Origin of the sequence: Butyrivibrio sp. NATIVEDY162 (genome assembly GCF_045999815.1) — a bacterium.
GTDB lineage: Bacteria > Bacillota > Clostridia > Lachnospirales > Lachnospiraceae > Butyrivibrio.
Genome location: NZ_CP172573.1, coordinates 314,554 through 335,060 on the forward strand (window position 1 = coordinate 314,554; position 20,507 = coordinate 335,060).

15 protein-coding genes are annotated in these 20,507 nt (G+C 39.4%); 14 read left to right on the forward strand and 1 reads right to left on the reverse strand.

From position 1 onward, the window contains the following. Positions 1–56 precede the first annotated feature (56 nt). From ACHCNF_RS01290 to ACHCNF_RS01350, 13 genes are all read left to right on the forward strand, one after another. A complete protein-coding gene (locus tag ACHCNF_RS01290; protein ID WP_408070996.1) occupies positions 57–269 on the forward strand; it encodes a HypC/HybG/HupF family hydrogenase formation chaperone in 213 nt (70 codons plus the stop codon). 8 nt (positions 270–277) lie between these two features. Next, complete coding sequence (hypD, locus tag ACHCNF_RS01295) at positions 278–1,324, forward strand: hydrogenase formation protein HypD (RefSeq protein WP_408070997.1); 1,047 nt, start codon at positions 278–280, stop codon at positions 1,322–1,324. 2 nt (positions 1,325–1,326) lie between these two features. Next, positions 1,327–2,322 (forward strand): hydrogenase expression/formation protein HypE, encoded by a 996-nt coding sequence (gene hypE / locus ACHCNF_RS01300; protein WP_408070998.1) that lies wholly within the window; start codon positions 1,327–1,329, stop codon positions 2,320–2,322. Positions 2,323–2,456: 134 nt separating this feature from the next. Further along, complete coding sequence (locus ACHCNF_RS01305) at positions 2,457–3,299, forward strand: adaptor protein MecA (protein ID WP_408070999.1); 843 nt, start codon at positions 2,457–2,459, stop codon at positions 3,297–3,299. A gap of 96 nt (positions 3,300–3,395) precedes the next feature. Next, complete coding sequence (locus ACHCNF_RS01310; protein WP_408071000.1) at positions 3,396–4,148, forward strand: pseudouridine synthase; 753 nt, start codon at positions 3,396–3,398, stop codon at positions 4,146–4,148. Then, positions 4,135–6,159 carry an NAD-dependent DNA ligase LigA gene (ligA, locus tag ACHCNF_RS01315; protein WP_408071001.1) on the forward strand — a complete coding sequence of 675 codons (2,025 nt, stop codon included), beginning with the start codon at positions 4,135–4,137 and terminating at the stop codon, positions 6,157–6,159. The genes ACHCNF_RS01310 and ligA overlap by 14 nt, the downstream gene beginning before the upstream one ends. Before the next feature lie 78 nt (positions 6,160–6,237). Then, positions 6,238–7,203 carry a homoserine O-acetyltransferase MetA gene (metA, locus tag ACHCNF_RS01320; protein ID WP_408071002.1) on the forward strand — a complete coding sequence of 322 codons (966 nt, stop codon included), beginning with the start codon at positions 6,238–6,240 and terminating at the stop codon, positions 7,201–7,203. Between the two features lie 151 nt (positions 7,204–7,354). Further along, entirely contained in the window at positions 7,355–8,572 is a 1,218-nt protein-coding gene (locus ACHCNF_RS01325; protein WP_408071003.1) for an ATP-binding cassette domain-containing protein, read from the forward strand. Positions 8,573–8,603: 31 nt separating this feature from the next. Next, a complete protein-coding gene (locus tag ACHCNF_RS01330) occupies positions 8,604–12,155 on the forward strand; it encodes an FtsX-like permease family protein (RefSeq protein ID WP_408071004.1) in 3,552 nt (1,183 codons plus the stop codon). A 142-nt stretch (positions 12,156–12,297) separates the two neighbouring features. Then, positions 12,298–12,774, forward strand: coding sequence for a hypothetical protein (locus ACHCNF_RS01335; protein ID WP_408071005.1), 477 nt, complete (start codon positions 12,298–12,300; stop codon positions 12,772–12,774). A 99-nt stretch (positions 12,775–12,873) separates the two neighbouring features. Next, entirely contained in the window at positions 12,874–13,359 is a 486-nt protein-coding gene (locus ACHCNF_RS01340) for a hypothetical protein (protein ID WP_408071006.1), read from the forward strand. A gap of 1 nt (position 13,360) precedes the next feature. Then, positions 13,361–14,518, forward strand: a complete 1,158-nt coding sequence (locus ACHCNF_RS01345) for a DUF6765 family protein (RefSeq protein WP_408071007.1) — start codon at positions 13,361–13,363, stop codon at positions 14,516–14,518. After that, complete coding sequence (locus ACHCNF_RS01350; RefSeq protein WP_408071008.1) at positions 14,496–15,029, forward strand: DUF308 domain-containing protein; 534 nt, start codon at positions 14,496–14,498, stop codon at positions 15,027–15,029. The genes ACHCNF_RS01345 and ACHCNF_RS01350 overlap by 23 nt, the downstream gene beginning before the upstream one ends. A gap of 92 nt (positions 15,030–15,121) precedes the next feature. Here the strand turns inward: ACHCNF_RS01350 and ACHCNF_RS01355 are convergent, their stop codons facing one another. Further along, positions 15,122–19,393, reverse strand: a complete 4,272-nt coding sequence (locus ACHCNF_RS01355; protein ID WP_408071009.1) for an acyl-CoA dehydratase activase-related protein — start codon at positions 19,391–19,393, stop codon at positions 15,122–15,124. Between the two features lie 229 nt (positions 19,394–19,622). Here ACHCNF_RS01355 and ACHCNF_RS01360 point away from each other — a divergent pair, with 229 nt between their 5' ends. Further along, on the forward strand, positions 19,623–20,498 hold the full coding sequence (locus tag ACHCNF_RS01360) for a DUF1751 domain-containing protein (RefSeq protein ID WP_408071010.1): 876 nt from the start codon (positions 19,623–19,625) through the stop codon (positions 20,496–20,498). Positions 20,499–20,507: the final 9 nt, after the last annotated feature.

Below are 20,507 nucleotides of genomic sequence, written 5' to 3' on the forward strand. Positions count from 1 at the left end.
TTTAATGTAAATTGAAGTGGTGGGCATTGCTGTTTTATTATGAAAGGATTTTTGATATGTGCGTAGCATTACCCGGACGCGTAACTAAGATAAATGGTACAAAAGCAACTGTGGATTTCTCAGGAAACACGGTTGAAGCAGAGGCAGGTCTTGTGAAGATCAAGCTTGGAGACAGAGTACTTGTTCATGCAGGTTGCATCATACAGACCATGAGTGATGCAGAGGCTGATGAGATTGAAGAGATGTTTCGTGAAATTGAGGACCTGTAAGACGATTTATGGATAAGTTAGAGTTTATAAAGGAACAATTGAAAAATTATGACGGAGAGGACCTTCGATTCATGGAAGTCTGCGGCACACATACTGCGGCAATATCCGAAAATGGAATTCCCAATCTGCTCTCGCCTAAAATTCACCTGATTTCAGGCCCGGGCTGCCCTGTTTGTGTTACGGTGACGGCGGTTATAGATAAGCTGACGGAACTTTCTCTTACGGAGAATACCACAGTGCTTACCTTTGGTGATCTTATCAGAGTTAAAGGATCAAAAATGAGTCTTGCTGATGCAAGAGCCAACGGTGGCAAGGTGGAGATGCTTTATTCACCTATGGATGCGATAAAAATGGCCCAGAGCAATCCTGACAGGAATTATGTATTTGCGGCAATAGGATTTGAGACTACGACTCCGGTATATGCCATGGTTCTTGAAAATGCAATTAAGGCAGGTGTTCATAATCTTAAACTTTTGACATCACTAAAAACAATGCCTGAGGTTATAAGATGGGTATGTAAAAATACGGATAATATTGATGGATTTATAGCTCCGGGACATGTTTCCGTAATCACGGGATCAGATCTTTTTAAGGAATTGTCCGAAGAAACAGGACTTCCTTTTGCTGTAGCAGGATTTGAAGGAGCAGGGCTCCTTACAGCTATATATGCTCTTGTAAAAATGAAGGGTAAAGCCGGAATAAAGAATTTTTATAGGAGTGCTGTAAGTGAAAAAGGAAATGAAGAAGCCAGAAAAGCAGTTAACAGATTCTTTGAGCCATGTGATGCTTCCTGGAGAGGGATGGGAACCATAGAGGGCTCCGGAATGAGACTTAAAAAAGAGTACTCAGAGTATGATGCCGGAAGTTATGGCCTTGATGAGGATCATATGCCTCCGGGGTGTAGCTGTTCGAGAGTTCTGACAGGTGAGATATCGCCTGATGAATGTCCTTTATTTGGAAAAAAATGCACACCTGAGGATGCCCATGGAGCATGCATGGTGTCTACCGAAGGAAGCTGCTATAACTATTTTATATCCGGAAGAAGGAAGAGATAATAATGAAAGTAACTATGGCACACGGAAGTGGTGGAGCATCCACCTCTGAGCTTATTGAAAATATATTTGCAAAACATTTTAAGAATGAATATCTGGACAGAATGGAAGATTCTGCGGTTGTTCCGGGGCATAACAGACTTGCTGTTACCACAGACAGCTTTGTTGTAACACCTTACTTTTTCCCTGGTGGCGATATCGGAAGACTTTCTGTTTGCGGAACAGTCAATGATCTGCTTATGAGCGGCGCTCAGCCCAAATATATTACATGCGGCTGCATTCTTGAAGAAGGAATGGACCTTGATGACCTTGATAAAATTATTGAGTCCATGGCTAATACTGCAAAAGAAGCAGGTGTCACTGTAGTTACGGGTGACACAAAGGTTGTTGAAAAACGTGGAGATTTTGGCGGTATTATGATCAATACTTCCGGCGTAGGATTTATGCCTGATGGGATAGCATTATCACCGGCAGGATGTAAGGACGGAGATGTACTTATTGTTTCAGGTAACCTTGGTGACCATCATGCAGCGATTTTATCAGGCAGAATGAATATTACAAACAATATTCTGTCAGACAATGCTCCTCTTACAGAGATGGTAAAAGGGCTTATAGACAATCACATAGATGTTCACGCAATGAGAGATGTCACAAGAGGAGGCCTTGGAACTGTTCTGCATGAGTTTTCAGGTGCATCTGATTGTGAGATACATATTTACCAGGACAAATTACCTGTTAGCTGTGAAGTCAGGGATTTTTGCAAGATGCTGGGACTTGACCCTGTATATATGGGGAATGAAGGAAAAATGATCTGCGTTGTTTCCGGAAAAGATGCACAGGAAGCTTTATCAATAATAAAAGCTTCAAAATACGGAGAAAACGCAGCTATTATCGGAGAGATAAAAAAAGCCGATAATAATGGTGTATTGCTTCATACTGCTATTGGTGGAGAGAGACTTATCGGCCCTCTTTACGGCGAGGGACTGCCAAGAATCTGCTGATTTATTACAGACTCTTGACCGGTTCAAACATAAATATAGCAGTACCGATTCTAGTTTTGTTGTGGTATAATGCACTATATGTTTTGTCATGATTCATGAATGTTGTCGGATTAAGCGATAGCACGGAGTTTTTTATGAAATTTACAAGAGTTAATAAGGATACTGTTAATTGCATAATTACTGAAGATGATATGGATGAGCAGGGATTAAAGCTTGAGGATCTCTTTGATAAGAGTAAGGAAGCTATGGATTTCCTTCACGATGTAATGGAGAGGGCCGTTGAGGAGGTTGATTATAAGCCTCAGGGTGCTTTTACACCCATGCAGATAACTGTTCTTCCTGATCACTCAATTTCACTTACACTTTCTGAGAATGCTGATGGAGCTTTTGCTGATATGCTTAAGAACCTTACTGAGAAGGCCGGTCTCAGATTCCCTAAGAACTTTCTTGAGGAGCTTGGAGATGTACCTGAGGAAGACCGTATTCCCAAACTGAGTGAGTATCTGCAGAGCCTTAAGGATTTTACAAATTCTGTTAAAAACATGGTTGAGAAGGCTTCAAGCGATAAAAAAGATGCTGACAATATTCCTGTTCAGAAAAAGGGTGCAGTCAGACGTACTAAGATTGAAAATGATCCCAATAATAATCCGGAAAAATCAAGGAATGAACTTGAACAGATAGGATTCAAAACTTTTGTATTTGAGATAAAGGATATTAGGACTGTTATTTCGCTTTGTAAGCAGATTCCCGGTAAGATAAGCATGGGAAGTACGCTTTACAGGAACCCTTCCGATAATGTGTATTATATGGTATTTGACAGGAAGGATGAAGATGCAAGGACATTTGCAGCGATATTTTCAATATGCTACGAGTTTGGCAAATTTGTCACCACAAAGGAAAATATAATTTGTCATATGGATGAGAGTTTTGATACAGTTTTAAAGGATAATGCAATAGAGACACTTTGCAATTTATAAAGCCTTTACTGATAATAATTGTCTGCGATTTATAGTGGTTTTAACGGGACGACTTCATTTGAAGGGCGTTCCGTTTTATAATATGAGGTTTTCACAGTGCCGGATAATGGAGAAATAAGACTAAATAAATATATCGCCATGTGTGGAGTCTGCTCAAGAAGAGAAGCGGATAAGATAATAGAAGATGGCAGAATAAAGGTAAATGGGTCAATCGCATTAACAGGAACGAAGGTTACCGATTCCGATGAGGTTTTATTGGATGAAAAAAGGATATCGCTTACCTTTGACAAGGTGGTTCTTGCGTATAATAAGCCTGTAGGAGTAGTTTGCACTGAGCGGGATGAACACGCTGAGAGAACTATTATTGAAGACCTTAATTTCGATGGCCGTGTTACTTACGCGGGACGACTGGATAAAGATTCGGAAGGGCTGATGATCCTAACCAATGACGGGGATCTGATACAAGCCATGATGAAGGCAAGGAACGGCCATGAAAAGGAATATGTTGTAGAGGTTGACCATAAGATCAATGATAGCTTTATAAGTGGTATGGAAAAGGGCGTTTATCTTGAAGAATTGCAAAAGACAACAAGGCCTTGTAAATTGACAAGGATAAATGACAAGTGCTTCAAGATAGTGCTGACGCAGGGGCTTAACCGGCAGATAAGGCGAATGTGTAAGGCTTTTGGATATGAGGTCTTAAAGCTTAAAAGAATAAGAATCATGAATATTGAACTTAAGGGCCTTAACTATTCTGAGCATAGGAAAATTGAAGGCCGCGAGTTACAAGAGCTTTATAAGGAAGCCGGATTAAATGATTTACAGGGGAGAAAAAATGGCAACAAGTGAAATAATAGCAAAGTACAATGAACTGGCTGATAAGATCCGTTATCATATGGAACTTTATTATAATCAGGATGCACCTGAAATATCTGATTTTGAATATGATCAGTTAATGCAGCAATTAAAGCAAATGGAGAGTGAGTATCCCGAGCTTATAACTAAGGACTCACCAAGCCAGATAATTGGCGGAACAGCTAAGAGAGAAGCAGGGGTCAAGGTCACACACAATGTTCCCATGCTTTCCATAGAGGATGTATTTGAGAAGGATGCTGTTACTGCCTGGATAAATAAGGTTCATGACAAGCACCCTGATGCTGAATTTTCAGTGGAGTATAAGATTGACGGACTCAGTATGACACTTCGTTATGAAAAAAATCCCGATAAACCGGGATATATGAAGCTTTCACTTGCAGAGACAAGAGGAGATGGCAGAATTGGAGAAGACGTTACCGTAAATGCACTTGTTATTCCTGACGTAAAAAAGGAAATAAAATATGACGCTGATTACTTGGAACTTCGAGGCGAGGTATACATGTCTCATGAGGATTTTGACAGGTTCAATGAACAACAGGAAAAACTTGGGAAAAAGCTTGCAGCAAATCCCAGAAACCTTGCAGCGGGAACTTTAAGACAGCTGGACAGTGCAGTTACTAAAGAGCGCGGCCTTAGAATGTTTGTATTTAATGTACAGGACGGACCTGCAGAGCTTATGCAGAGTCATTGTAATGCACTTGATACGCTGGAAAGTCTTGGAATACCTGTAGTTAAGCATATGTGCTGTAAATCTGCAGAAGATGTTCTTAATGCGATTGATACGATTGGTGATGACAGATTTGAACTAACTTTTGATCTGGATGGCGCGGTTGTTAAAGTTGATCACACCATGTGGAGAGACGATTTTCCCGCGGGAAGCAAGTATTCAAGCGGGCACATAGCATATAAGTATTCACCAGAAGAAAAAGTTGTGGTAATGGATGAAATAATTGTAGATGTAGGAAGGACAGGCAAACTGACATTTACAGGAAGCTTCCATGACAGGGAGACAGGTAAACCGGCAAGACTTTGTGGTACATCAGTCTCAAGAGCTACTCTTCACAATCAGGATTACATTCGTGATATGAAAATCGGCATAGGTGGTGCCTATAAGCTATTTAAGTCAGGTGAGATTATCCCTAAGCTAAACGGATGTGTGGAAGAACCTGAGCAGGTATATACAGCACCTGGGAACTGTCCTGTATGCGGACATAAGCTTGTAAGGGAAGAGGATACGGCTGATATCAGATGCGTCAATCCTACATGCCCGGCACAGGTTACAAGAACAATTGCCTATTTTACTTCAAGGGATGCCATGAATATTATGGGGCTTGGCGATACACTTATTGAGGCTCTTGTAAAGGACGGCTATCTTAAAAGCTATGCGGATATATATGACCTTGAAAAACATCGCGATGAGATGATTGAAAAAGGAATTATCGGTAAAGAAAAGAATACCGACAAGCTTCTCGGTGAAATAGAAAAATCGAAAGATAATAATCCGGTGATGCTTCTAACAGGCCTTGCCATAAGGAATGTCGGAAAGGCTACTGCAAGAGAAATAATGAAGCATGTAGATGATATTACTGAGCTATTTAATGTTTCCGTGGACGGCTTTTTATCTATGCCGGATATAGGCGAAACTACAGCTAATGATCTTTATGACTTTTTCCACAGCGAGGAGAACAAAGAACTTATCCTCAGGATGCAGTCTGCAGGGGTTAATATGACGGTTGTTCCTGATGAGGGTGCTTCAAATAAGCTTGAAGGAATGACTATTGTTGTCACAGGTACGTTACCTACCCTTGGAAGAAAAGAGGCTGAGGAACTCATTACCAAAAACGGCGGTAAAGCTGCAGGAAGCGTATCCAAAAAGACTACAATGGTTCTTGCCGGAGAAGCAGCAGGTAGCAAGCTTACAAAGGCACAGGATTTGGGCATTAAGATTATAAATGAAAATGAATTTTTGGAACTGATAAAATAATTACTTTTAGATAACAGACTCCGGGTATGATCAAGGCGTCAATAAAATGACTTATAAAAGGGGCGAGGAGGACTTGAAATGCCAATAAAGATTATGAATGATCTTCCTGTAAGGGAGATACTTGAAAAAGAAAATATTTTTGTTGTTGATGAGAACAGGGCTATGCATCAGGATATTCGTTCTTTGAATATTTGTATTCTTAATCTGATGCCTCTTAAGGAAGATACAGAATTACAGCTTTTGCGTTCGCTTTCAAATACACCTCTTCAGATAGATGTTTCATTTATGAGAGTGAGCAGTCATAAATCCTTAAATACGTCTCCAAACCATCTGAACAGGTTTTATCATACCTTTGATGAGCTTAAGGAGAATACATACGACGGACTGATAATAACAGGTGCTCCTGTTGAACAGATGGAGTTTGAGCAGGTTGATTATTGGGATGAACTGTGTCAGATATTTGAATGGTCCAAGACAAATGTAACTTCAACCTTCCATATCTGTTGGGGCGCTCAGGCGGGCTTGTATTACCACTATGGAATTCAGAAGAGACCCTTGGCAGAAAAATTGTTTGGATTATTTGAGCATAGAGTTGAAAATCGTAAAGTTCCGCTTGTTCGAGGCTTCGATGATATATTCCTGATGCCTCACTCAAGACACACGGAATCGCCTGCTGCCGAGATTCATGCATGTAAGGATCTCGTTGTTCTTGCTGAGTCAATAGTGGCCGGAGTTTTCTTATGTATGTCACGTGACGGCAAGAACATTTTTGTGATGGGACATGCCGAATATGACAGGCTTACTCTTCACAATGAGTATATCAGAGACCTTAGCAAGGATTTACCTATACATGTTCCGGAGAACTATTATCCTGATGATGATCCTGATAACACCCCTAAGCTGACCTGGAGATCGCACTGCAATAATTTATATTCCAATTGGCTTGATTACTATGTATATCAGGCTACTCCATATAAATGGGGACAGATACTTGACGATGACAGAAAAAATAAGGCAAGAAATATCCTTACAAGTGAAACCTGACTGTAAAACTACTACCATATATAATATTCGTTTTTTGTAAAAATTATAAAAGAATAAAAAAATAATTAACAAAATAGTGATTGTAACACTACGCAAAATTGTTTTGCTATAATTATTTTGAGCTTTAGTTTTACTTTAAATGGAGTATTGTATGGCATATAAGGGCAACATGATCAAGGTATTGTTGAATATTATGCAAATGCTGGACGAAGAGCAGATAGAGAGTGCTCTTACTGAGGCATTTGAGGCCTTGGTGGACGCGGTTCATGCAAACTCAGGTATTATGTGGCTGATGGACCATCAATCACGAACCATAAATAGCATTATTTCTACGGATGATATAAAGGTGACCGGCTTTTCTATCCCTTATGGGAAAGGAATAGTCGGTGAGGTATGCGAAAACGGTGATAAAGTATTAGTAAAAGATGGCTTTAATGATAGTCGTTTCCCCGGCGGGAAGGATGAAGTCACAGGCTTACTTACTCAGAATGCACTTTATTATCCCATGGTATTAAAACAGCAGGTTGTTGGTTGTGTAGAGTTACTTAACAGAACCCTGCCCGAAGAGTTTACGAAGGATGAAATTGCAATTGTAAGTTCATTCTCAGGCTTGTGCGCGATGATAATTGAAGAAAAGGGAGTATCTTATTCGCCTGTCATAAATAAAAAGGCTGTAATGACACTTCGTGGAATTAAAAAGGATTACATCGTGGGAAATCAGGTCATTCATATTCTTAAAGGCATTGACCTGGATATATATGAAAAAGAATTTTTGGTTATTCTTGGTGAGAGTGGCTGCGGAAAGTCCACTCTTTTGAACATCATTGGTGGGATGGATTCTCCAACAGATGGAGAGATACATATGGATGGGAAGGATTTTTCACATCCTACTCGAAAAGAGCTTATTCAGTTTAGAAGAGATGATATAGGTTTTATTTTTCAGGCCTATAATCTTATGCCGAACCTGACTGCTTTGGAGAATGTAAAAATAATCGCCGAAATATGCAAAAATCCAAGGGATTCCAAGCTGGCTCTGGATATGGTAGGACTAACTGACAGAGCAAATAACTACCCTTCCATGATGAGTGGAGGGCAACAGCAAAGAGTATCAATTGCAAGAGCTATAGTAAAAAATCCGAGAATTATTCTGGCAGATGAACCAACGGCGGCTCTTGATTTTACAACCGGACAGGAAGTATTACAACTGATTGAAAGCATTATTGAAGAAGGTCTTACTACAGTTGTGATGGTAACTCATAATGTTGAAATTGCCAAGATGGCAAACAGAGTTGTACATGTTAAAAATGGAAAAATAACAAGTATTAGAACTAACTCATGGCCGCTTCATGCGGCAGATTTGGTATGGTAGAAGTGCTTTGACATGAGGGGAGCCGGGGAGTATGAAAGAATCCTGGGCAAAGGATGCTCTACGCAATATCAAAAAGAGAATTATCTCGTGGCTTTCTATTGTCACGATTGTAGTCATAAGTGCCGGTATTATTCTGGGCATTTGTTTTCCCATGTATTCATTAAAACAAATCGGAGATGAATATTTTAAGGAGCACAATTTCAAAGATGCAGATATAGCATCAGGTATTGGAATCAAGGCCAAGGATGTAGATATCGTAAAAGCAAATGAGACTGTAAAGGATGCAGAGGGTGTTTTGAACCTTCCCGGAAAAGCCTCTCATAATGAAAAAAGCTGCAGTTTAAAGGTTATATCATTAACAGAGAAAATAAGTGTTCCTTATGTTAAATCAGGAAGCCTCCCTGTTAAGAAAAACGAATGTGCTATAAGTCCGGAGGTTTCGGATTATCTTGGAGTTTTTGTAGGGGATACCATAAACTTAGAACTAACAGGAGCAAGGTTTGAAGAAGCTCTTTGGGAAAAAAGATATACTGTCACAGGGATAGCCGAGCACCCTGATTATTTTGGAACAAACAGGGATGGCTTCTGCATTCTACCGTATTCAAGCTTTGATACAGATGATCTGGCTTTTGATTACACAAATATCTTTGTTGATGGAGATATTCCGGATAACTTTAATACAATGCAGAAGGAATACTTTGACAGCGCAGATATAGTGAAAAAAGAGCTGAACAACGATGTCGAGGTACTGTCTGTTTCAAGAAAAAAAGAGTTTGATAAAGAGCTCGATGATGAATACTTAAAGGCGGAAAAGAAAGTAAATGATGAACTGGCTGATGGTAAGAAAAAACTTGATGATGCCACAAATGAATTTAATGAAAAAATAGGTGATGCAAAAAAACAACTTGAGGATGGCGAAAAAGAACTTGCCGAAGCTAAAGAAAAAGCTCAGAAAGAGCTGGCAGATGGTGAACGGAAAATCAGAGAAGGAGAAGATGAATACAATACTAAAATAGCTGATGGAGAAAAGCAGCTTGCAGATGCTAAAAAGCAGTTGGAAGATGAACTTAATGATGCAAAATATAAGCTTTTTTCCGGTTTTTTGGAGCTTGATAATGCTGAAAAGACCCTGAATGAAAAAGAAAAAGAGTATGAAGAAGGTGTTAAAAAGCTCGAAGCAGGAAGAGAAGAATTAAATAAAGGCTGGGATGAATATGACAGCGGTATATATCGTATGGAAACATATCTTAGTGATTCAAATCTTGACGCAGCTATAAGTTCTTTGGAGCTTGCCTCTCAAATTGCAGGCGATAGTACTATTCCTCCTGAAATTATCAATGAACTAAGAGCTGCAAAAGGATACAGCATCATAAAGCGCTTTGGCAAAGTGATTGAGATAATTGACAAACTTCCTGATGAAATGAAGGAGCAAATGCTGAAGAGCATGAACCTTGGAGAGGGTGAAACTGATCTGAAAGGCATGTATGAGCAATTAAAAGGTGCTGAGGATAAACTAACGGAAGGAGAGGAGCAGCTAAGAAGCGGAGCTGATGAACTTGCTGAAGGAAGGAGACTTCTTGATCAGGGGTGGTTTTCATTGGAACAGGGCAAAAAGGAGTTGGCGGAAGGCCAGGCAGAGCTTGAAAAAAAGGAGCCTGAAGCAAGGCAGCTTCTGGCGGACAAAGAAAAAGAATTTGAGGAGAAGAAAAAGGAAGGCGCTGAAGAAATAGCGAAAGCTAAAAGAACCTTCAAGGCTGAAAAGGAAAAAGCACTAAAAAAGCTTTCAGATGCGGAAGAAGAACTCTCTGAGGGCAAAACAGAGTTTGAAGAAGAAAAGAAAAAGGGTGAGGATGAGCTTAGAAAAGCCAGAACAGAATACGAGGATGGCAAAAGGGAAGCTTATGATAAGCTGACAGATGTAAAGAAAGAGATTGAAGAAGCAAAGAACTCTGATGGAGAGTGGCTTGTTCAGATGAGGGAAGCTAATCTGAACTTTATTGAACTTAAATCAAATGTGGATGTACTTACGAAATTCATGTTTGTATTTATGCCGATTTTTGGAGGCATAACTGTTATAGTCTGCTTTTTTACAATTGCTATTATTGTAGAGGAACAGAAAAAGCAAATAGGTGTACTGAAGGCCTTTGGTGCTCATAAAAGTGAGATAAGAAAAAAATATATTATATTTGGAGTGTCAGCGGCAGCCTTTGGAGCAGTACTGGGGGTAGTGGGTGGACTTGCACTTGAAGCTCTTATTTTGAACACAATGAGAGATATGTTCATTTTTGATGAACTAAAGCATACAGCTAATCCTGTTCCGGTAATTGCTACTTTCGTGATAGTGGTATTCCTTACAACCTTAGTTGTCATATGGTCTTGTGAAAAATTTATTTCCTGTAGTGCAACAGGACTTTTAAGTGGAAATGAACCACGTAACAAGGGGCGTTCAAAAGCGGCAAAAAGAGAAAGTAACAGTATTTATGTAAAAATGATCATCAGCAATTTTTACACAGATATGGGAAGAGTTATTATTACAGTAGTAATAGTACTATCCTGCTGCATGCTTATAGGGCTTGGAATAACCCTGAAGAAAGCTTTTGACAAATCACTCAATAAACAGATAAATGAGCTATGGAGCTATGATATAAAAGTTGTTTTGAAGCAGGATGTGACAAATGAGGAAAGAGACGAAGTATTAAGAAAGATAAGGAAATATAAGTACTATCCCGTATATAAGCTTGGCGCAGTTCTGAAAACTGATAACAAGGAATCACTTACTGAAGTTTACCTGGTAGATGATGAAACAATGATAAAGGAATTCCTGAATATTATTACAAGGGATGGAAAAGATCTTACATTGCCCGAGGAAGGCATAATCGTGACTGAGGAGATGGCAGAGAAAGATGGGCTAATAGTGGGGACTTCCATAAATATGGTAACTGATGAACTGCAAATTGAAAAAGTGGAGGTTAAGGGAAATTTTCTTCAATATTTTGGAAAATGCGCATTTATGTCCAGAGATTATTATGAGAAGATTTTTGATCAGGATACTGAGGATAACTGTTATTTTATTAAGGCAGGAGAGGATACGGAAGCACTATATGAGAGTCTTTCAGGGCTTGCTGTAGTAGATGATGTCTCAAAAGCTGACAGTATTAAGGAAAAGAACAAGACCATGCTTGATCTGTTTGATATAGTTGTCTATCTTGTGCTTGCTTTTTCGTTTATCCTTTCATTTATGATACTTCTTAATCTTAGCAATATATTGGTTCTAAGGAGAATGAGAGAACTTCTCACAATGCGTGTAAATGGGTTCTCTAATAGTCAGGTAATAGGTTTTCTTGCAGGGGAAGTTGTAGTTACTACGACTACAGGTGTTTTACTTGGTATTGCGATCGGCATACCGATATCGATGCTTAGTGTTAAAATGATGCAGACTAATGGCTTTAGTTATGTACTTGATGTATTCCCAATAGCCTGGGTAGTTGCTGCATTTAGCTGTTTTGCTTTTGCGGGGATTATCAATTCAATAGCTTTTAGGAAAATAGGTTTGGTTCCGCTAACTGACATTACCAAATACTGATGGTAAATATTTAGAACTTTATATAAAAGATTTATAAAAAATAGGTAAGAACCTCCGCAAACGATAAAAAATACGATAAAATGTAATATATCGATGATAGAGGAACTAGCAGATAGATATATCTGCGGAAAAGGGGTATGCAATGGGTTTAGATCTTGAAGAGGAAGGAACTGAGGTAAAAACCACTACAAAAACCAGAACAAAGAGAACAAAAGAGCTTCTTGAAGAAAATGCTAAGCGAATGGAAGAGCTTAAGGTTGAACATGAGAACTTGAAGAAAGAGATTGAGGCACTTGATGCTGAGGCTTCAGGTCTTGGAGATAAAGATGCTATCAATTTAAAAATCTCACATGAAAAATTTGGAGCAGGAACCATTGTGAAGCAGGATGGAAAATACATTGAAGTAGAATTTTCCGATGTTGTTAAAAAGTTTGTGCTTCCGGGTGCTATTGCAGATGGATATCTCAAGATTGATGATGAAAATCTTCTTGATTACTTTAAGAAGAGAAATGAGGTCCATAACAGATCGCTTAAGACTCATCTTGCACTTCGATCGAATGAGTTTGCCATGGAGCGATTGCAGGACGATATAGATAAATTAAATGAAAAAGCCAAATAAATAACTTATTTATGCTTAAGCCAAGGGCTGCCACATTATTGGCAGCCCTTGAGATATGTATGGGTGATAAAGAAACACTCTTTTTTGACAGGAGCAGGCATGACTGAGGAAACAATAGCAAAAATCAGGCGATATAACAGTAATATCGAGGCAGGTGGAAAAGGCGTAATTGCATTTGGAATTTGGACCGTCATAAAGACTTTTATTACTATTATACTTGACTCGGGCTTTGTTCAAGACTCTATTAGAGATGTTGCTCCGGAATATTCGGATATATATTTGCAGGGTACTATTGTTGTAATTATTTCAGTTTGCATAATGATTCTTATATTGAACAGCTATGTAGGGTTATGTGCCATCCGATACGGAAGAGGAAACAGAAAGAATAAGCGGTTTGTATTTTGGACTGTAGTACTTGCTGTGATATACTGGGTGTTTGTTGTTTCTGATCTTAATAATATTGCAGGATTTGAATTTCGAGAGATTGCAGAGCTAATGGCAGATTTGACATTGTTGTTTATTTTGGCGGATATATTATATTCTATGCACATGGCTCGTATAACTGTTAAAAAGGAGCAGAGTTAATATGCAGGAAGACTTTCACTACTATGCTACATATTGTGCTGCATATCTGGCAGGTTATTCTCATAAGGAATGCCTGACCATATGTTATTGCGCTCAATTTGTGGACTGCTGCTCAAAGACTTATCTTTCAAGAATAAAAGCACCTGATATCGCTGCTACAACGCAGCTGCAGTTGGAAATGATGGATACAAGGACTGATATAATCGGTCTTCAGGATATAACAAGAATATGGGCTTCATTTCATTTCCTTCCGTATGATCTTTATGCTGAAAAAAAAGGATGCTCCAAAGCATACCTGAATAAGTACAGGTTGATATGTAAACCAAACGGTGATCTTCTTGTAAAGACAGTTGAACTTGCGAAGGATAAGAGTCTTCAGGCTGTTGGAATCGCCATGCATGTGCTTGCAGATACCTGGGCGCATATGTATTTTGCAGGAACTCCTTCACTTGTGATAAACAATACAAATCGTGAATTCTTTGAAGTGATTCCTGGTGCAGGCAGAGATATAGAGCAGCGTGTTACTTTTGTCCATAAGCCATCAACACCGGACGATATTGCCAATGGCATTTATACAAACAGCCTCTACCAGAGTCAGGAAAACTCGGTTATGAATCTCGGACATGGCAGAGCCGGACATTTTCCGGATTACAGCTTCGCAAAATATAAGTATCTTCCTGCATGGTATGAATATAAACAGATTTTTAAGGATAATCAAAGTGATTATTATAAAGCTTTTGCGCAGATGATTTATGCTATGAAGTACATAAGAGGGGATATCGACAAATTCGAGAAGGATACATATGCATATGACATAATTGCCCCTTATGAGGAAAGAATAAGAGGAATTATAAGGAAACGGCAGCTTAATGCTTCAGAAGACTGGAAACAGTTTGGCGAAGAATTGTCTGGAGAAATAATAGAGGATTTTGATGTAGATAAATACAGATATGAATATGCAAGAACCTCTTTAAAAAGGAAAAATAAAACATTTCTTGGGAAATTTTTCATAGGTGCAATAGCTCAGAAGGGTATGGTGACCAATGAGATTTATCAATCTAAGAACATGTTGGCAGGATTTTCAAAGGTGCTGATGAGCAAAAAGCTATTTTTTACGGCAGAAGAGGGATTAGAAAATGAGCAGGGGACAACGGATTAGTTCTATTCTTTATGGAATAGCCACAATCATTACTGCGACTTTACTTTTAATATATCGGAGTCATGCATATGAGGTGATCATTTTGGTTCTTGGTATAGGTTTTATCATATCAGGAATCAGACAGCTTTTTTACTATTTCACCATGGCCAGATATATGGTAGATGGAAAAGGCATTCTTTACAGAGGAATTATACTCATAAACTTTGGAGTTTTAACTACTTCGATTTCCAATGTACCTAAGATATATATTCTCCTTTATCTTGCAGCGTTAAATGGATTTTCCGGTCTTGTTGAAATTCTACGTGCAAATGAAGCAAGAGTATACAGAGGACAGGCATGGAGATTAAAGCTTACACATGGGATAGTAAACGTGACGCTGGCAGTTATATGTATACTTTTTGTAAGATGGCAGAATACAGCAGTATACATATATAGTATAGGCCTTATTTATTCAGGGCTTGTTAGAATAGGCTCTGCTTTCCGCAGAACAACATTTATGTTTATCAGATAAAAAAGCTTGCAGAAACCGTATTTTTACGGGCTGCAAGCTTCTTTATCTTACTGGAAATTGCTAAGCATTTTCTGCAAGAATTATAAAATTCATTATGATATAGCTTTATTTGCAATTGAAGTTTCTTCGTCGTGAGCTTTTTTATGTGCAGTAGAGAGCATTAGTTTTATTCTGTTAAGCTGATTAACTTCACTTGCTCCTGGATCGTAATCTATAGCCACGATATTGCATCCGGGGTAGAGCTTTCTCATCTGCTTGATAACACCTTTTCCTACTACGTGGTTAGGAAGACATCCGAAAGGCTGAGTGCAGACAATATTTGAAGCACCTTCCTTAATAAGCTCAACCATCTCACCTGTCAGAAACCATCCTTCACCTGTCTGGTTACCGATTGATACTATAGGTTCTGCATACTTAACAAGTTTATAAATGCTTGTTGGTGCATCAAAATGCACACTCTTCTCAAATGCCTTAGCAGCGCCGCCGCGAAGCTTTTCGAGTGCCCAGATTCCGGTCTTGCAAAAGGCCTTGGTCTTTTTACTTGTACCAAGATGATCAGCTTTATATACCTGATTATAGAAGCAGTAGAGCATGAAATCTAAAAGATCGGGAACAACAGCTTCTGCACCTTCAGCTTCAAGAAGTTCTACCAGATGGTTGTTTGCAGCGGGAGCGAACTTAACAAGAATTTCTCCTACCACACCAACCCTGGGTTTTATTTCATCAGTAATCTCAATTTTATCAAAGTCTTCAACAATTTCTTTACACATGTGCTGGAACTTTGTAAAGCTAAGATGCTTAGCGGATACAAATTCGATGCACTTCTTTTTCCACTTTTCATGAACAGCGTTTACAGAACCCTGTACTTTTTCGTAAGGTCTCATGCGATAAACGCATCTCATAAAGACATCTCCGAATACGGCAGCATATGCAGCTCTCTCAAGCATCTCGAAGTTCAGATGAAAACCGGGATTATGCTCAAGCTTGCTTAGGTTTACGGATACTACAGGTACCTGCTCCATACCGGCTTTTCTAAGTGCTCGTCTGATGAAACCGACATAGTTTGTTGCACGGCATCCGCCACCAGTCTGACTCATGAGAACAGCTGTCTTATTGAGGTCATATTTTCCTGAATGAAGCTCATCCATTATCTGACCGACAACCCAGAGCGAAGGATAGCAGGCGTCATTATTAACATATTTTAATCCCATATCAATTGCGTGCTTATTATCATTCTGCATTACCACGATATTGTAGCCGCAAGCAGAAAGTGCCGGTTCTAATATATCAAAGTGAATCGGTGACATCTGAGGAACGAGGATAGTGTAATCCTTGCGCATGTCCTCTGTGAAAAGTCTTCTGTTAATAGCTGTAGAGCCGATGGTTCGATCCTTTTGCCCTTTTTGCATACGAACACGGATTGCAGCAAGAAGAGAGCGCACACGTATCCTTGCGCTACCAAGATTGTTTACCTCATCTATCTTAAGGCAGGTGTAAATCTTATCTGAACCTGAAAGGATATCATTTACCTGATCTGTTGTTACAGCATCAAGACCGCATCCAAATGAATTGAGCTGGATGAGATCAAGATCATCTCTGGTGCGAACAAAACTTGCTGCAGCGTAGAGACGTGAATGGTACATCCACTGATCTGACACTATAAGCGGCCTCTCAGGTGTACCAAGATGCGATACTGAATCCTCGGTAAGTACAGCAACTCCGTAAGAACATATCATATCCGGGATACCATGGTTAATCTCTGGATCCACGTGATAGGGACGACCTGCAACGACGATGCCGTGTTTGTTATTTTCCTTCATCCAGCGAAGAGTCTCTTCACCCTTTTTACGAATGTCATCACGGGCATTTTCCATCTCATCCCATCCGCATTTTGCAGCTTCTACTATTTCCTTTGCGGGTATTTCCGAAAACTCTTTTACAAGTGCATCCGTAGCTGTCTTGAGGCTTGAAAATGACATGAAGGGGTTGCGGAATTTAACCTTGCCCTCTGTTATAGCTTCCACGTTATTCTTGATGTTTTCAGAATAAGAAGTAACTATAGGACAATTGTAGTGGTTTGTAGCTCCTTCAACCTCGTCGCGCTCATAGAACAGTCCGGGATAGAAGATGAAATCTACATTATTTCTGATAAGCCATTCTATATGTCCGTGTGAAAGCTTAGCAGGATAACATTCAGATTCACTGGGAATTGATTCTATACCAAGCTCATAAATCTGATGTGTTGATCTTGGTGAAAGAATTACACGGTATCCAAGCTTTGTGAAAAAGGTAAACCAGAAAGGGTAGTTCTCATAAAAATTAAGAACTCTGGGGATACCTACGGTTCCACGCTTTGCTTCCACTTCAGTTAATGGTTTATAGTCAAAAATTCTCTTATATTTATAGTCAAAAAGATTAGGAATTCCTGCAGCATTTTTTACTTTCCCAATACCGCGCTCACATCTGTTACCGGATATGTGTTGACGTCCTCCGGTAAATTTATTGATGGTAAGACGACAATGGTTAGTACAACCCTGGCAGGTAGTCATACTTGTTGAATACTCGAGATTATTGATCTGATCAATAGTGAGCATTGTGGTCTTATAGTTTGATTTCTCATGGAAACGGTTGCGCGCGATAAGAGCAGCACCGAAAGCACCCATGATTCCGGCGATATCAGGTCTTGTAACCTGAGCACCGGAGATTTTTTCAAATGCCTTAAGTACGGCATCATTATAGAAGGTTCCACCCTGAACTACGATGTGATCACCAAGCTCCTTGGCGTCAGAGACTTTGATAACCTTAAACAAAGCATTTTTAATAACTGAATATGCAAGTCCTGCGGATATGTCAGCTACAGAAGCGCCTTCCTTCTGAGCCTGCTTTACACGGGAATTCATAAATACAGTACAACGTGTTCTAAGGTCGATGGGAGCTTCAGCAAAAAGAGCTATCTTTGCAAAGTCCTGAACACTGTAATTAAGTGATTTTGCAAAAGTCTCTATAAAGCTTCCACAGCCTGAGGAGCAGGCTTCGTTAAGCTGAACGCTGTCGACTGTATCATTTTTTATATGAATGCATTTCATATCCTGGCCGCCGATATCCAGAATGCAATCAACCTCAGGATCAAAAAATGCTGCGGCATTGTAATGAGCGATAGTCTCTACTTCACCATCATCAAGCATAAGGGCAGACTTAAGAAGTGCTTCGCCATAACCTGTTGAGCAGGAGCGGGCAATAGTTACACCCTCGGGCATAAGCTTATAAATCTCCTGTATTGAGCTGATAGCAGTTTTAAGAGGACTTCCGTTGTTACTGGAATAAAATGAATATAAAAGATCGCCGTCTTCAGATACAAGAGCACACTTTGTTGTGGTTGAACCTGCATCTATACCCAGGAAAGCATTGCCCTTATAATTATCGAGCTTTGCAGTCTTAACACGATAGTTATTCTGACGGTTAAGGAATTCATTATACTCATCCTCAGAGTCAAATAAGGGATCAAGTCTTGAAACCTCGGCTGCCATAACAATCTTATGATTGAGTTTACCGATCATTTCTACCATTGAATAATGGCAATCCTCTTTTGCGTTCATGGCAGAACCCATTGCGGCAAAAAGATGAGAGTTATCTGCATCGATAATATGCTCATCGTCAAGCTTAAGAGTGCGGATAAATGCCTGCTTAAGCTCGGATAAGAAGTGGAGAGGGCCACCAAGGAATGCGATGTGTCCTCTGATTGGCTTACCACAGGCAAGCCCACTTATAGTCTGATTGACAACTGCCTGGAAAATGGATGCGGCAAGGTCTTCCTTTGTAGCACCTTCATTTATAAGTGGCTGTATATCGGATTTTGCAAATACACCACAACGAGCAGCTATGGTATAAAGTGACTGATAATCTTTGGCATATTCGTTAAGACCTGAGGCATCGGTTTGCAGAAGAGATGCCATCTGGTCTATAAAGGATCCTGTACCACCGGCACAGATACCGTTCATTCGCTGCTCAACATTGCCGCCTTCAAAATATATTATCTTGGCATCTTCACCACCAAGTTCTATAGCAACGTCTGTCTTAGGTGCGAGTGCTTTTAAAGCTGTGGAAACAGCAATGACCTCCTGCACGAACGGTACGTCAAGATGACTAGCAAGCGTAAGTCCGCCTGACCCGGTAATAACAGGGTGCAAAGTGACATTACCGCTAATCTTTGCTGCATCCTGAAGGAGAGAAAGCAAAGTCTCCTGAATATTGGCAAAGTGTCGTCTGTAGTCTGAAAATACTATATTTCTGTCAGCATCCATAAGTGCGATCTTGACAGTAGTAGAGCCGATATCAATACCCAGTGTGTAATCCTTTGAAATCATAAAAATCTAACCTCTAAAAAATCTAACAGTTTTTACTTATTTATATGCACAAAAAATGTGCGCATTACGCTACATTATAATCTAAGCATGTTCAAAAATCAATTATACAAATACCGATGCAAAAGGGCATAAAATGTGATAAACTCTTATGGAATGTTTGAAAAAAATAGAAAAAAACTAAAGTTGCAAGAAACTGAAAAATAAATTTAAGTTTTTATATAGGAGACGTATGAGTAATTTTGAAAAAAAGTTTGGCAAGTATGCCATTAAAAATCTGACAATAGTTCTTATTATCTGCTACATTATAGGATACATTTTTACATTTGCTCCGGTTGGTTCGGGGATACTTGAATATTTAACGCTCAATCCGGCTGCAATACTGAGAGGACAGGTATGGAGACTGATCACATGGATACTTATCCCTCCTACAGAGAGCAATCTATTCTTTGTGCTGATAATGCTGTACTTTTATTATTCGATTGGAACAACTATGGAGAGAGTCTGGGGAGAATACAAGTATAACTGCTATATCTTTACAGGTCTTCTTCTAATGATAGTCGCGTCCTTTTTGTCATATGGTTATCTGCTAATAAAATTCGGAAGCAGCTACAGCAGCGTGGAAATAACGGCAGCTATGCAGATTGTTTCACATGTTTTTAGTACATATTATATCAATATGTCTATTTTGCTTGCATTTGCTGCTACATTTCCTGACAATGTCGTACTCTTTATGTTTATTATTCCGCTTAAGATGAAATGGCTTGGCATTGTTTATGGGGTATGGCTTGCCTTTGAAGCAATTTCAGCTGCTATCAGCGGAAACATTTATTTGTTCTTTGCAATTACGGCCTCTCTTCTTACATTTGCCATTTTCTGGTTTTCAGGCGGAAAACTTATGCATCTTCGCCCGAAGGAGGTTAAGAGAAGAAATGATTTTAAAAAGTCTGTAAGGATAACTCCTCGCGGAATAACTAAACACAAATGTGCGGTTTGCGGAAGATCGGAAGAGGATGACCCTACATTGGAGTTCAGATTCTGCTCAAAATGCAATGGGAATTATGAATATTGCCAGGAGCATCTTTTTACGCATACACATGTCAAATAATTGATTTTA

Excerpts from the sequence above, each read along its gene's own strand:
- ACHCNF_RS01290 (WP_408070996.1), top strand. The coding sequence starts at position 57 with ATGTGCGTAGCATTACCCGGACGCGTAACTAAGATAAATGGTACAAAA.
- hypD (WP_408070997.1), top strand. The coding sequence starts at position 278 with ATGGATAAGTTAGAGTTTATAAAGGAACAATTGAAAAATTATGACGGA.
- hypE (WP_408070998.1), top strand. The coding sequence starts at position 1,327 with ATGAAAGTAACTATGGCACACGGAAGTGGTGGAGCATCCACCTCTGAG.
- ACHCNF_RS01305 (WP_408070999.1), top strand. The coding sequence starts at position 2,457 with ATGAAATTTACAAGAGTTAATAAGGATACTGTTAATTGCATAATTACT.
- ligA (WP_408071001.1), top strand. The coding sequence starts at position 4,135 with ATGGCAACAAGTGAAATAATAGCAAAGTACAATGAACTGGCTGATAAG.
- metA (WP_408071002.1), top strand. The coding sequence starts at position 6,238 with ATGCCAATAAAGATTATGAATGATCTTCCTGTAAGGGAGATACTTGAA.
- ACHCNF_RS01325 (WP_408071003.1), top strand. The coding sequence starts at position 7,355 with ATGGCATATAAGGGCAACATGATCAAGGTATTGTTGAATATTATGCAA.
- ACHCNF_RS01330 (WP_408071004.1), top strand. The coding sequence starts at position 8,604 with ATGAAAGAATCCTGGGCAAAGGATGCTCTACGCAATATCAAAAAGAGA.
- ACHCNF_RS01335 (WP_408071005.1), top strand. The coding sequence starts at position 12,298 with ATGGGTTTAGATCTTGAAGAGGAAGGAACTGAGGTAAAAACCACTACA.
- ACHCNF_RS01340 (WP_408071006.1), top strand. The coding sequence starts at position 12,874 with ATGACTGAGGAAACAATAGCAAAAATCAGGCGATATAACAGTAATATC.
- ACHCNF_RS01345 (WP_408071007.1), top strand. The coding sequence starts at position 13,361 with ATGCAGGAAGACTTTCACTACTATGCTACATATTGTGCTGCATATCTG.
- ACHCNF_RS01350 (WP_408071008.1), top strand. The coding sequence starts at position 14,496 with ATGAGCAGGGGACAACGGATTAGTTCTATTCTTTATGGAATAGCCACA.
- ACHCNF_RS01355 (WP_408071009.1), bottom strand. The coding sequence starts at position 19,393 with ATGATTTCAAAGGATTACACACTGGGTATTGATATCGGCTCTACTACT.
- ACHCNF_RS01360 (WP_408071010.1), top strand. The coding sequence starts at position 19,623 with ATGAGTAATTTTGAAAAAAAGTTTGGCAAGTATGCCATTAAAAATCTG.